Here is a 12,648-nt window from a genome sequence, read left to right on the forward strand (position 1 = left end):
GCGCCGTTGGGCCCAGGCCCGCCTTGGGCCATACTGCCGCCCACTCCCCCCATGACATCCCCAGACGAGCTCGCCATCGAGGTGAAGGGACTGGTCAAGCGCTTCGGCGACGTCACCGCCGTGGACGGCATCGACCTGGACATCCGACGCGGCGAGTGCGTGGGCCTGCTCGGCCCCAACGGCGCCGGCAAGACGACCACCGTCGAGATTCTCGAGGGCCTCCAGGAGCCGACCTCCGGTCATGTACGGCTGCTCGGGCTGGACTGGAAGCGCGACGCGACGAGGCTTCGCCAGCGCATCGGCCTGACGCTCCAGGAGACGAAGCTGGTGGAGCAGCTCACGGTGGAGGAGACGGTGCGGCTGTTCGCGTCCTTCTATCCTCGCCCGCTGCCGCTCGAGGAGCTGATTGGCATGGTGCAGCTGGGCGAGAAGCGGCACGCCCGGGTGGGCAAGCTGTCGGGCGGCCAGCGGCAGCGGCTGGCCCTGGCGCTGGGGCTGGCGGGAGACCCGGACCTGCTCTTCCTGGACGAGCCGACCACGGGCCTGGACCCGCAGTCGCGCCGGGCCCTGTGGGACGTGGTGGCGACGCTCAAGGCGAAGGGGCGCACCGTGGTGTTGACGACGCACTACATGGACGAGGCGGAGGTGCTCTGCGACCGGCTGGTCATCATCGACCGGGGGCGCGTCATCAGCCGGGGCACGCCCGGGGACATCGTCGCGTCGCTGGGGGCCGAGCAGGTCATCGAGCTGGAGGCGGAGCCGTCGCTCGACCTGGAGCGGCTGTCGCCCCTGCCCGCGGTGGTCTGCGCGCAGCGTCACGCGGACCGGCTGTCCCTGCGGGTGAGGGCGCTGCACGAGGCGCTGCCGTGGGTGCTGCGCGAGGTGGAGGCGTCCGGCGCGAAGCTCAAGCACCTGTCCACGCGGCGGCCCACGTTGGATGACGTGTTCATCGGATTGACGGGGCGCTCGCTGCGCGAGGGCAACGAGGAGAAGGCGGCGTGATGGGCTCGCTGGGTGAGCTGGTGTTGATGCGCCTGCGGGTGCTGTGGCGGCAGCCCGAGGTGCTGTTCTGGACGTTCGTCTTCCCCATCGTCACCACGCTGGTGCTGGGGCTGGCCTTCCGCAACGAGTCGCTCGGGCCCGTGCGCGTCGCCATCGCGCAGGGCGAAGGGGCCCCCGAGCTCTCCGCCCGGCTCGCGGGCACGCCGGAGCTGGAGGTGGAGACGCTGGAGCTCCTCGAGGCGCGCCGTCAGCTCGCCCGGGGGCGCGTGATGCTGGTGCTGGTGCCCGGCACGCCGGAGCCCGAGGCGCTGGTGGACCCCAGCCAGGCGGAGGGGAGGACGGCGCGGCTGCTCGTCATGCAGGCCCTGTCGCGCGCGCCGGATGCGCCTCGGCTGGAGGCGGTGCGGACGACGCCGGTGTCGGAGCCGGGCAATCGCTACATCGACTTCCTCATCCCGGGCCTCCTGGGGATGTCGTTGATGTCCTCCAGCCTGTGGGCGCTGGCGGTGCCGCTGGTGTCCATGCGCGGCGGCAAGCTGCTCAAGCGACTGGCGGGCACGCCGATGTCGCGCACGCACTTCTTCCTGGCCTTCTTGCTGGGGCGCACGGCCTTCGCGGTGCTGGAGGTCGCCTTCTTCTGCGCCTTCGCGCGCTGGCTCTTCGGGGTGCCGATGTTCGGCAGCTACGTCGCGCTGCTGGGCATAGGGCTGATGGGCGCCATGTGCTTCGCCTCGCTGGCGCTGCTGGTGTCCATCCGCGCGCACAACGAGGAAGCGGTGGGCGGGCTGGTCAACCTGGTGTCCATGCCGATGCTGTTCCTGTCCGGCGTCTTCTTCGCGTCGGACAACTTCCCGGGCTGGTTGCAGCCGGTCATCCACGCGCTGCCGCTGACGGCGCTCAATGACTCGCTGCGCGCCATCATGCTGGAGGGGACGTCGTTGATGGCGCTGGGGCCGGCCATGTGGGTGCTCGCAGCCTGGACGGTGCTCCCCCTGGTGGTCGCGCTGCGCTGGTTCCGCTGGGTCTGAAGGAGAGTCCATGTCGAAGCCTCCCGCGTCGCCCGCCTTCGTGCAGCAGCTCAACTTCCTCGGCCGTGACGCGAGCAACGAGTCGGCGGCGCTCCAGGCCGCGTTCTCGCTCGGGTTGTTCGGACAGCTCTCCGCGGGGCCGGGCGCGTGGCCCCTGTCCCTGGACTCGCTGGCCGAGCACCTGGGCGCGAATCGCCGCGGGGTCCGCGCCATCGTCGAGCCGCTGGTGGGGCTGGGCTTCGTGCTCTTCGAGGAGGGACGGGGCTACCTGCTCGCGGAGGACACGGCCGCGTTCCTCGCGGATGCGGCGTTCCGCGCGCGGCTGAGGGCGGTGCCGGAGTGGTGGCACACGGTGGCGAAGCTCCCCGAGGCGGTGCGCACCGGTGCCTCGGTGGACGGGCGGGATTTGCTGGGGTGGTTCCACGCCCTGTTCCTGGCGCCGTCGCCTGCCGCGCCCAACGCGCGGGCCGAGGAGTTCTTCGACCGGTACGCGCGCAACTTCGCGCGCACGCAGGTGCTGGTGACGGCGGCGGAGCTGGGCCTGCTCGCGCGGCTGGTGGAGACCGGGACGCCTCGCGACACGCTCGCGGCGGAGCTGAAGGTGCACCCGGAGGGACTGGGCGTGCTCCTGGGCGTGCTCGCCTCGCTGGGCGTGGCGCGGGAGGAGGCGGGGCGCTGGTCCTTCACGGAGGCGGCGGCGCGGATGCTCGACGCCACGAGCCTGCCGTACTTCCAGCGCGCGCTGCCGGCGACCATGGCCTACTGGGAGGCCTTCGGGCATCTGGGGGAGGCCGTGCGCGAGCAGCGCTTCCGCCTGGACCTGCGGGACCCGGAGACGGCGCGCCGCATCTATCAGGAGAACGCCTCGCGCATCTCCGGCATCTTCGGCTCGCACCTCCGGCTGAGCCGCAAGGCGGCGGAGCTGGTGGGGCAGATGCGCTCGCTCGCTGGCGCGCGGGTGCTGGATGTGGGCACGGGCTCGGGCGTGTGGGGCGCGGCCTTCGGGCTCGCGGCGCCCACGACGCACGTGACGTACCTGGACTCGGTGCACGTGCTGGACGCGGTGCGCCCGCACCTGACGAAGCTGAAGCTGGAGGCGCGCTCGCGGCTGTGGGAGGGGGACTGCCTCTCGGTGGACTACGGCGAGGCGGAGTACGACGTCATCCTCCTGCCGCAGATCATCCCCGCGCTGCCGCCCGACGCGCTGCCCGGCTTCTTCGCGAAGCTCGCGCGAGCGCTCAAGCCCGGCGGGCTGCTCCTCATCTCCGGCTATCTCTTGACGGACCGTCGCGACGGGCCGCTCGACGCGCTCTACTTCGCGCTGCGGCGCTACGTGTCCAATGAAGGGGACGTGCTGTCCCTGCCGGAGTTCCAGGCGCTGCTCTCGCCCGTGGGCCTGACGTCGGCGAGAGCGTTCGACATGCCCATCCAGCAGGTGGTGGTGGCGCACCGCGGGGATGTCGCCTGGCCTGAAGTCGCCGCCGTGCCGGCCGCCTGAGTCCTCACATCCGGAGTCGAGATGGAACCGCTGCGCTCATTCTTCATGGAGGACTACCTGGAGGGCTCGCGGTTCACCGCGCGCTACAACCTGGGGGAGTCCGGAGGCCGTCCCGTCACCGTGGGCGAGCTGCTGACGGGCTCGGGGGTGAGCCCCGACGAGGCCTCGGCCGTCTTCCTGTCCACGCTGCTGCGTGACAGCCCCAACTGGGGCCGCGCGGACCTGAGGGACCTGGTCGCCGCGATGCACCCGGGCGCCACGCGGGAGAACGTGCTCATCACCACGGGCACCAGCGAGGCGCTGCTGCTGCTGTTCCGACAGCTGCGTCCGCGCAAGGTGGCGCTGGCGTGGCCCGCGTTCCAGCTCCTCTATGAGCTGCCCATGCAGCAGGGCGCGCAGGTGGTGCGGCTGCCGGTGCGCTGGGACGAGCGGGGCCGGCCGTCCATCGACGCGGGCGACTGGGTGGCGCGGCTGGAGCGCGAGCGCCCCGACGTGGTCATCCTCAACACGCCCCACAATCCGAGCGGCCTCGTGCTGGACGCGGGCCTCTTGGACACCGTGGCGAAGTGGGCGGACGCGAACGGGGCCACGGTGGTGGGCGACGAGCACTACCGCTTCCTGTCCTCCGAGGACGCGGTGCTGGGGGCCACGGTGTATCGGCCGGGCACGCGCTCGTTCGTGACGGGCTCGTTCATCAAGTGCCTGGGCTGTCCGGGGCTGCGCATCGGCTGGTGCGTGGGCGACACGGCGATGCTGGCGCGGATGCAGAACGAGAAGAACTACACGACGCACACGGTGAACCCGGTGACGGAGTGGATTTCGTACGAGGTGCTCAAGGACCTGCACAGCCCCGCGCTGAAGCGCGCGCGCGAGGACTGGCTCCAGAACCGGCGCACCCTGGCTGCGTTCCTGGAGCGCTCGCGGGGCGTGTACGGCACCGCGCCCCAAGGGGGCCTCGTCACCTGCATCGGCGTGAAGGGGGCCCTGGAGCCCGCGGCCTTCACCTCGCGGCTGGAGGCCCTGGCGGCGGAGGGCGTCTTCGTCCTGCCGCTGAGCGCCATGGAGGTGGGAGATCCAAACGGCAGCCACCCGCTGGAGCGGGGCCACGGCTTCCGGCTGGGACTGGGGGCCGAGCCCGCCCATTTCGCGGAGGCCCTCTCAGTGATTGAGCGCGCCACCGCGCCGTGAGTCCTCTCGGAGTGAATACGTGCGGAGATTTATCACTCTCCGTCTTGAAATCTCCCTCGGAGACGGGGGCTACTCTACAGCCCGGGCAGAAATCTCACAATTTTGTAAACAGGCAGAGAATTGCGGGGCGATCAGCAACTCAGCCAGGGGAACCCCGAGAATAGGGCAGGAGCTTTTATGGCCAACTACCGGATCAATCCTCGTGAGCGCCGTACGACCCCCAAGGACTACGTGATTCAGCGTGGCGACACGCTCACGAAGCTGGCGGCTCGGTTCGGCACCACCGTCGACAAGCTGGCGCGCGACAACAACATCGCGAACAAGGACCTCATCTTCACGGGCGCGTCCCTGAAGGTGGGCTACTCCGGCAAGGACACCTTCGAGCCGAGCGGCTCGCGTCAGGGCCTTCGCGGCGGTGGTCGTCCGACGGGCGGCCAGGACGTGGGCGGTCCCACGGGCGTGGGTCCCAGCAGCGCGTCGTCGGGCATGTCCCGGCTGGCGGATGCCGCGCGCCGCGCCGCGATGGGCATGGGCGGCTACAACAGCCAGGGCCTGTGCGCCACGGGCGTCAGCCGCGCCATCCGCGATGCGTACGGCATCGGCGTGTCCGGCAACGGCAATCAGATCGACAACAACCTGCCGCGCGACAAGTTCAAGCAGGTCAACATGTCGCTGGAGGAGGCGCTGAAGATTCCGGGCCTCGTCCTCACGTGGGAGAGCACCTCCACGCGCCTCGGCAGCATCTACGGCCACACCGCCATCACCCTGGGTGACGGCCACTCGTCCGCGAGCGACTTCATCGAGCGCAACACGACGAACAGCGGCCGCACCGGCTTCAAGGTGTTCATGCCCATCGAGTAACGTCCGGCCCACACCGGCGATGCTCCAGAAAGCCTCGGTCCCTTCAGGGGGCCGGGGCTTTTGCGTTCCGGCGCGCCGCCTGAAACAGAGGCCCTGGAGCGGTGAGGCCCTCGGGGCTCGCTGCGCCCTCGGCTTCGCTACCGCAGCAGCGCGGAGAAGGAGTGGTCCCTGGCCGAGTAGTCCGCGTCCTCGAGCAGCAACTGGTGCACGCGGCCCTGGAACGCGGTGGGGACGGCGGGGAACAGGTGGTGCGTCAGGTGGTACTGGTCATGACGGGGGAAGAGCACCCGGTTGAGCCAGCCCCACGCGAAGATGTGATTGCGCGAGCGGTGGAACTCATCCGCCGAGCCGATGACCCCCGCGTGGTCCACCGCATCCGACCAGTAGCGAATCACCTGGTACGGCACCACGTACGGCACCACGTAGAAGAGGGCGAACGCCTTCCAGCCGATGCCCCACTGTGCCAGCGCCGCCAGCCCCGCGATGAAGCCCCACCGCGCGAGCGTCACCATCCACGGGTCCGCGCGGTGGAAGAGCACCGGCTTGAGGAACGCGGGCAGGTGCATCAGCGTCAGCGGCCGCAGCAGATGGTCCTTCACGAACGGTCGGTCGGCTTCAGCGAAGCCGAAGCGGCGGCGGGGCGCGAAGTCCAAGTCCTTCTGCGCATCCCCCAGGTGCAGGTGGTGCGTGAAGTGCTCGCGCGTGTACGGCTCCAGCGCCGTCCAGTCGATGATGGCCAGCACATGGCCGAGCGCGCGGTTGCGACGCTTGCCGCGCACGAACATGCCGTGACAGGCCTCGTGCAGCATGTTGCCCAGCGCGCGGAAGCGGGTGCCGATGAAGAAGGCCACCAGCGGGTAGAGCCCCCAGCCGGCCCAGGGATGTATCGCCAGCAGGCTCGCGCACCCGAGCGCCGCGCCCGCGCCGAGACCGATGTGAAACAGCAGATGTCCCACGCCGCCCGGCAGGGAATGCGAGTGATAGCCCAGGGAGGCCACCCGTCGGGCGAACCGTCCACGGAGCTTCGCGGCGATGGACCCGCCCAACTCGCCCGCCTCGGGTGAGGTCTGCGTGCCAGGGCTGTCGAGCTGCGGCGCTGCGCGCATCAGGACCTTTCAGGGGTCTTGCTCGAACGCGGGGGGAATCGGAACGGTAGTCGGGGTGAAGCACCGCGAGCAAGCAAGGGGCGGTGAAATCCCTCCGTGTGACGCGGCGCGTGCTCAGTCCGCCAGCAGAGAGGGCAGGGCCACCCCGGGCCGGGCCGCCAGAATCATCTCCTGCGTGGGCAGCGGGATGCAGACGGACGAGGACAACCCCACTGCTTGCAGGAGCTGTCCGTACTCGGAGGCGGACAGCAAATCCCCCTCGTTGGTCATGAACCGCCGCAGGCCGAAGTACAGGTGGTCCAGCGGACCGTCGCGCCGCTCGTTCAAGACATACTCGGCGATGAGCAGCACGCCGTCCGGCTTGAGCGCCCGGGCCACGCGCGCGAACAGGCCGGGCAGGCTCTCCGGCCTGAGCACGTTCAAGACCTGGGGAAGGATGATGACGTCGAAGGCCGCCTCGCCGAAGTCGTGGGTGAACAAATCCCCAGGCCAGAAGCGAGCGCGGTCCGCCACCTGGAGCCGCGCCAGGTTCGTCTTCACCTGCTCCAGCACCACGCCCTGGTCGAAGTAGGTGACGTGGGTGGTGGGCGTCGCGCGAGCGAAGGCCGCGCCCCACACGCCCGAGCCCGTGCCGATGTCCAGCACCGCCGCGCCCTCCAGCGGGTGCGCCTTCGCGAGCGTGGTGGCCGCCTTGCGGCTGAGCTGGAAGTGCGACGCGAACACCGCGGTGATCTGATTGGAGTTGTCCGCGTAGAAGCGCCGGCTCACCTCCGGGTCCTTCAGGTCCAGGATGAAGCGCTCCTCGCGCACCGTCTCGTCCAGCCGGCCCAGCGCCTCGGTGTACTGCGCGGACACGCTGAGCGAGCGCACCAGGTACGCCAGCGCCTTGCCGTCGAGGAGCCGCTTCGCCTCCGTGCTCAGCCCGAAGGCCTCGCCCTCGCGCGTCACCAGCCCCAGCGCCTCCAGCACCTCCACCACGACGCGCAGCCCCGTCGTGCTCAGGTACGTGGCCGCGCCCAGCTCCGGCAGCGTGCGCGGCGCGGACGCGAGCAGCTCCAAGAGGCCCAGCCTCCCCGCGGTGATGAGCACCTGCGTGCGCGCGCCGCTCCGGGCGAAGCGGTCGAAGAAGTCCTCCGCGAAGTCCTCCGCGCTCCCAGGTACTGCCTTGGCGCGCGTGTCCTCCAGGAACAGCGCGCGGTAGTGCCCGAGCACGTCCCAGCGCTGGCCCTCGTGCTCCACGGGCTCGCCCCGCTTCACCGCCTCGTCGAGCAGGGACAGGGGGGCCCACCAGGGCAGCTCGGCGCGCAGCCGCTCGAGGAAGGTGGCGTCGCGCAGGAACGTCGCGGCATGACGCGCCAGGGCGAAGTGTTGCGTGTCATCCAGGGAGGCGTAGCCCAGGCAGACGAGCAGCTCGAGCAGGGCTCGCAGTCCGCGGGGCGAGGACTTCGTCGCGGTGGCCAGGGCACCGAGCGAACACGCGGTGGTGGTGCCCTCCACCGGCAGTGCGTCGAAGAGGCCCAGGCGGAGCGAGGCGCGCAGGAGCGCGGACTCGTTCGCGGCGTTGCGTGCCCAGAAGTGGACCGACTGCGCGAGGGAGGGGCTGGGGGTGGCCGACATGCACTCGCAGCTTGGTCCGGTCGTCTCGCGTCGCGCAACCCGGCGGGGCGCATCGCTTGTATCGCCCGGGTGGGTTCTCTATCGTCGGGGGCTCCACGTCCGGTCGAGGACGCCCGCCCGCCCCGCTGGGGCGAGGGTGCTGGGTCCGCATCGCGAGGAGTCTCCATTGACGTTGCTGTCCTTCGCGCTTCAGAGCGTCGTGGCCCGGCCTCGGAGCTGGGTGGTCGCATTGCTGGCGCTCGGCTCCGCGCTGCTGCTCGCGTTGGGGCTCGCGATGGTGGCCGGCATCTCCGAGGGCACCCAGCGCAGCGTCATCGAGAGCGGCGCGGGGCACTTCCTCGTCTACAACTCCCAGTCCGCCGAGAAGGCCGTGGTGGTGACCGGCCCCACGGGCGCGCCGGTGCTGATGCCGCTGCCTGACTACCCGTCACTCGAGACCCGGTTGCGACAGACACCGGGTGTCCAGGACGTCGTGCCGCTCGAGGTGGGCATGGCCGCGACGTTCCGCGGCAACTACCTGGACGACAAGCTCTCCACCGCGCGCGCCGTGGCCCGTCAGCCTCCCTCGCCGGAGCGCGACGCGCGGCTCTCGAGGCTGGCCACCGATTTGGAGCGCACGCTGCGCGACGTGGCGCGCGACGCGGACCGTCAGACGGAGGCCTTCCTCACCGCCGACGAGGCGCGCATGGACCGCGCGGCGCTGGAGGAGACATCGAAGCCCGCGTTCTGGGAGCGCTTCCGCGCCGAGCCCCTGGTGGCGCTCGAGTACCTGGAGAACCACGTCGCCCGGCAGGTGGGCGAGGGCGAGTCCATCGACATCGAGTACCTGGGCAGCGACCTGTCCCAGTTCGCCCGCGCCTTCCCACGCTTCGAGATGGTGACGGGCACGCTGCCGCCCGAGGGACACCGGGGGCTGCTCCTGGGCCACGGCCTCTACGAGCAGCGCTTCAAGCTGCCGGTGGCGGCGCGGCTGGATGAGCTGAAGCGGGAGCTGGACCGGGGCGCGCTGCTCGCGGAGGACGAGCGCCTGCGCACGCTGGTGGAGCGCGCCTCGGCGGAGCTGCCGGACCTCTTGGCCCGCGTGGACGCGGAGCGCTCCGATGCCGCGCGCGCGGTGCTCCAGCGTGTCCTGGGGCACGCGGGAGAGCCGGAGGCCCTGTGGCGCGAGTTCCTGCAACTGGACGACGGAAACTTCGCCGCCCGTCACCAGGTCTTCTACGCGGAGCTGGCGCCCCTGCTGCCGCTGTACCGCGTGAAGCCCGGGGACACGGTGGTGCTCAAGGGGTTGGACTCGCTCGTCAACGGCGTGCCGCTCAAGGTGTGGGGCACGTATCGCTTCCGGGGACTCGGCGGGGACACCAGCCGCGTCAACACGCTGAGCCTGATGGACCTGGTCAGCGCGCGCTACCTGTCCGGGCGCCTGTCGCCGGACATGGTGGAGGAGGCGAAGCGCGATGCCCAGTCGCTGGGGCTCGACTTCCTGTCGGAGGCGGAGGTGGACCAGCTCAAGCCGGCCACGGTGGTGGAGGTGGAGACGGTGCCCGCGCGCGCGACGGACATCCCCGACTTCCCGCGCGCCCGCGCCTGGCCGGACACCTTCTCCGCGACGGAGCTGCGCGGAGGCAGCGTGCTCCAGGCCGCGGTGGTGGTGGCTCCGGACGCGGACCCCGCGCGGGTGGCCGAGGTCGTGGTGCAAGAGGGCACGAGCGCCTCGGCGCCGCTGGCCACGGTGGACTGGGAGGCCGCGGGCGGCTTCATCAGCGGCGTGGTGGGCATGACGCGGGTGGTGCTGCTGGCCTTCTCGGTGATGCTGTGCCTGTTCGTGGTGTTGGTCTCCGCGGGCACGCTGCTGCTGCTCGCCCAGGAGCGAGTGGGCGAGGTGGGGACGATGCGCGCGGTGGGCATGCAGCGGCGGGACGTGTTCGGCTCGCTCTTGATGGAGGGGCTCCTGCTGGGAGGCCTGGGCGCGGGCGTGGGCATGGCGCTCTCGGCGCTGCTGCTGTTCGGGTCGATGGGAGATGGCATCTCCGTCACCGACGAGGCGCTCCAGTTCTTCATGGGCGGCCCCGTGTTGATGCCCCGGCTGTCGTGGGGTCAGGGCCTGGGGGTGTGGCTGGGCGTGGTGGGCGTGGTGGTGGTGGCGTCGCTGGTGCCCGCGTGGCGGGGCAGCGCGGTGCCTCCCGCGGTGGCGATGCGAAAGAGGGAGGACTGAGGCCATGTTCTCCCTTCTGCATCTGGCGCTGCGAAACCTCTTCGCCCACCGGGAGCGGGTGCTCCTGCTGCTGGGCATCACCGCCGCGGCCAGCGGCGTCATCGTCGCCGTGTCGTCGCTGGCGGCCGGGGTGGCCACGGCCCAGCGCGAGGCCGTCACCACGTTCCTCACCGGTGACCTCAACGTGGGCGGCTTCTTCAAGGTCCACCCGGACTCGATTGCGCCGGTGGTGGGTGACGCCGGCAAGGTGCGCGGCGTGCTGGAGCCCCAGGTGCCGCAAGGCTGCTACCTGCGGGAGCGGGGCCGCAGCTTCGCGCTCGCGGGCGCGGGGCGCCGTCGCACGGGCTCCTTCCTGGTGGGCATGGACGTCGCGAGCGAGAAGGACTCCCTGGCCCGTTTCCGCGTGGCGTCCGGCCGGCTGGAGGACCTCGCGCGGCCGCGCACCCTGGCCGTGTCCACCACGCTGGCCGAGCGGCTCCAGGTGAAGACGGGAGACCTGGCCACGCTCTTCGCGCAGCCGGTGGGCGGAGGCCGTCGCAACGCGCTGGACGTGGAGGTGGTGGCCATCACCGAGAAGGCGGGCCTGCTGGGTGAGTCCGCCGGCCTGCTCGTCTCCAACGAGACGCTGCGGGAGCTGGACGGCTTCAAGCCGGGCTCGGCGGGTGTGCTCCAGGTGGTGTGCGGTGACACGCCGGTGGACGTGGACGCGCTGGGCACGTCGCTGCGCGACTCCCTGCGCGGCGCGGGCTTCGACGTGCTGCCCGCCGCGAACCAGTCCTACGCAGAGAAGCAGATGCTGCTCCTTCGCGAGGGCTGGCGGGGCCAGAAGCTGGACGTCAGCACGTGGGAGGACGAGTCCTCGTTCATGTCCTTCGTCACGCTGGGCCTCACGGCGCTTGCGGTGCTGGTGAGCCTGGTGGTGCTGGTGCTGGTGGTGATTGGCCTCTTCGTCGCGCTCAGCGTCGCGGTGCGGGAGCGCACGCGGGAGATTGGCACCCTGCGCGCCATGGGCATGCAGCGCCGGAGCGTGGTGGCCCTCTTCATGACGGAGGGGCTGCTCCTGGGCTTCGTGGGCTCGGCGCTGGGGGTGGTGGTGTCCTCGGTGCTGTGCGTGGCCTTGCGCGGCGCGGTGCCCTTGCACGAAGAGATCGCCAACCTGTTCTTCAGTGGCACCTTGCCCCTGACGCCCAACGTGGGGCTGTGCGTCCTCGCCGTGGTGCTCGTCACCGTGGGCGCGGGGGTCGCCACCTTCATTCCGGCGGCGCGTGCCGCCTCGCTGACACCTCGGTCCGCCATGGAGTCCCTGTGATGCAGACATCCATCCGCCGTCTCGCCGTGATGTTCGCCCTGTCGCTCGCGCCCCTGGCTCCGGCGGCGCAGAAGGAAGAGAAGCCCGCCGAGCCGAAGGCCGCGGAGTCGAAGGCCGCAGTGTCCGCCGAGGAGGTGATCCGGCGGGTGGATGCGCGCATGGCGCTCAAGAGCGACTTCAAGAGCACGGTGCGCCTGCGCGAGAAGCGCAAGGACGGCACCGAGGCACTGCTGGAGATGCTGGTGTTCCGCCGGGACTCGTCGAAGGACCTGCTCATCTACATCACCAAGCCGCGCAACATGGCGGGTGGTGGTTACCTGCGCATCGGCCGCAACCTGTGGGAGTACGACCCGTCCGTGGGTCACTGGCAGCGGACCACCTCGCGCGGCAACATCGTCAACACCATCTCCTGCGAAGAGGACTTCGACCGCTCGCACCTCTTGGAGACCTACGAGGTGCAGGACGAGGGTGAGGAGACGGCGGCGGGCACGAAGTTCCGCAAGCTGTTCCTCAAGGTGCGCCCGGGCATGGAGGCGTCCTTCCCGCAGCTGCGTGTCTGGGTGGACCCCGACTACAACATCGTCAAGCGCGTGGGCTACGCGCCCTCGGGCCGGACGCTTCGCACCGACGTCATCCGCGGCTACCAGAAGATTCTCGACCCGGCCGCGGACAACCGGCCGGTGTACCTGATGCGCGAGGTGCTCGAGGTGGAGGAGGCCGAGGGCACGCAGCTCACCGTGCGCTACGACGAGGTGGAGCTGGCGCCGCTCAGCCCCAACATCTTCACCAAGACGTGGCTGGAGGGCCGCTTCCGCTAACGCGGCCCC

10 protein-coding genes are annotated in these 12,648 nt (G+C 70.8%); 8 read left to right on the plus strand and 2 right to left on the minus strand.

Going from position 1 to position 12,648, the window contains the following annotated elements; genetic code table 11:
* The first annotated feature begins 51 nt into the window (after positions 1–51).
* The 5 genes from AC6JA9_RS09760 (at position 52) to AC6JA9_RS09780 (ending at position 5,577) form a co-directional block, all read left to right on the plus strand.
* The gene (locus tag AC6JA9_RS09760) at positions 52–1,002 is read left to right on the plus strand and encodes an ABC transporter ATP-binding protein (protein WP_408891443.1); all 951 of its coding nucleotides are present in this window, start codon (positions 52–54) and stop codon (positions 1,000–1,002) included.
* Positions 1,002–2,030: an ABC transporter permease gene (locus AC6JA9_RS09765; RefSeq protein WP_497960659.1), complete on the plus strand. Its 1,029-nt coding sequence runs from the start codon at positions 1,002–1,004 to the stop codon at positions 2,028–2,030. The genes AC6JA9_RS09760 and AC6JA9_RS09765 overlap by 1 nt, the downstream gene beginning before the upstream one ends.
* 10 nt (positions 2,031–2,040) lie before the next feature.
* Entirely contained in the window at positions 2,041–3,528 is a 1,488-nt protein-coding gene (locus AC6JA9_RS09770) for a class I SAM-dependent methyltransferase (RefSeq protein WP_497959550.1), read from the plus strand.
* 21 nt (positions 3,529–3,549) lie between these two features.
* A complete protein-coding gene (locus tag AC6JA9_RS09775; protein WP_497959551.1) occupies positions 3,550–4,716 on the plus strand; it encodes an aminotransferase class I/II-fold pyridoxal phosphate-dependent enzyme in 1,167 nt (388 codons plus the stop codon).
* 177 nt (positions 4,717–4,893) lie between these two features.
* Positions 4,894–5,577 carry a LysM peptidoglycan-binding domain-containing protein gene (locus AC6JA9_RS09780; protein ID WP_141324305.1) on the plus strand — a complete coding sequence of 228 codons (684 nt, stop codon included), beginning with the start codon at positions 4,894–4,896 and terminating at the stop codon, positions 5,575–5,577.
* Positions 5,578–5,714: 137 nt separating this feature from the next.
* On the opposite strand, the gene AC6JA9_RS09785 is transcribed toward AC6JA9_RS09780, so the two are convergent.
* Both AC6JA9_RS09785 and AC6JA9_RS09790 read right to left on the minus strand, forming a co-directional pair.
* A complete protein-coding gene (locus AC6JA9_RS09785) occupies positions 5,715–6,683 on the minus strand; it encodes a fatty acid desaturase (RefSeq protein WP_408891440.1) in 969 nt (322 codons plus the stop codon).
* 114 nt (positions 6,684–6,797) lie between these two features.
* Complete coding sequence (locus AC6JA9_RS09790; RefSeq protein ID WP_497959552.1) at positions 6,798–8,300, minus strand: class I SAM-dependent methyltransferase; 1,503 nt, start codon at positions 8,298–8,300, stop codon at positions 6,798–6,800.
* 166 nt (positions 8,301–8,466) lie between these two features.
* Between AC6JA9_RS09790 and AC6JA9_RS09795 the strand changes: the two genes are divergently transcribed.
* The 3 genes from AC6JA9_RS09795 to AC6JA9_RS09805 are packed head-to-tail and all read left to right on the plus strand — an operon-like array spanning position 8,467 to position 12,639.
* Positions 8,467–10,512: an FtsX-like permease family protein gene (locus tag AC6JA9_RS09795; RefSeq protein ID WP_497959553.1), complete on the plus strand. Its 2,046-nt coding sequence runs from the start codon at positions 8,467–8,469 to the stop codon at positions 10,510–10,512.
* 4 nt (positions 10,513–10,516) lie between these two features.
* Positions 10,517–11,821, plus strand: a complete 1,305-nt coding sequence (locus AC6JA9_RS09800) for an ABC transporter permease (RefSeq protein WP_408891437.1) — start codon at positions 10,517–10,519, stop codon at positions 11,819–11,821.
* Positions 11,821–12,639 (plus strand): outer membrane lipoprotein-sorting protein, encoded by an 819-nt coding sequence (locus AC6JA9_RS09805; protein WP_141324300.1) that lies wholly within the window; start codon positions 11,821–11,823, stop codon positions 12,637–12,639. Before AC6JA9_RS09800 ends, AC6JA9_RS09805 begins: the two co-directional genes overlap by 1 nt.
* The last annotated feature ends 9 nt before the right edge of the window (positions 12,640–12,648 follow it).

The sequence above is a fragment of the Myxococcus sp. MH1 genome (genome assembly GCF_059738865.1).

Bases quoted from the DNA above. Each gene is read 5' to 3' on its own strand.
- AC6JA9_RS09790 (WP_497959552.1), bottom strand. From the start codon at position 8,300: ATGTCGGCCACCCCCAGCCCCTCCCTCGCGCAGTCGGTCCACTTCTGG.
- AC6JA9_RS09780 (WP_141324305.1), top strand. From the start codon at position 4,894: ATGGCCAACTACCGGATCAATCCTCGTGAGCGCCGTACGACCCCCAAG.
- AC6JA9_RS09785 (WP_408891440.1), bottom strand. From the start codon at position 6,683: ATGCGCGCAGCGCCGCAGCTCGACAGCCCTGGCACGCAGACCTCACCC.
- AC6JA9_RS09760 (WP_408891443.1), top strand. From the start codon at position 52: ATGACATCCCCAGACGAGCTCGCCATCGAGGTGAAGGGACTGGTCAAG.
- AC6JA9_RS09770 (WP_497959550.1), top strand. From the start codon at position 2,041: ATGTCGAAGCCTCCCGCGTCGCCCGCCTTCGTGCAGCAGCTCAACTTC.
- AC6JA9_RS09765 (WP_497960659.1), top strand. From the start codon at position 1,002: ATGGGCTCGCTGGGTGAGCTGGTGTTGATGCGCCTGCGGGTGCTGTGG.
- AC6JA9_RS09800 (WP_408891437.1), top strand. From the start codon at position 10,517: ATGTTCTCCCTTCTGCATCTGGCGCTGCGAAACCTCTTCGCCCACCGG.
- AC6JA9_RS09805 (WP_141324300.1), top strand. From the start codon at position 11,821: ATGCAGACATCCATCCGCCGTCTCGCCGTGATGTTCGCCCTGTCGCTC.
- AC6JA9_RS09775 (WP_497959551.1), top strand. From the start codon at position 3,550: ATGGAACCGCTGCGCTCATTCTTCATGGAGGACTACCTGGAGGGCTCG.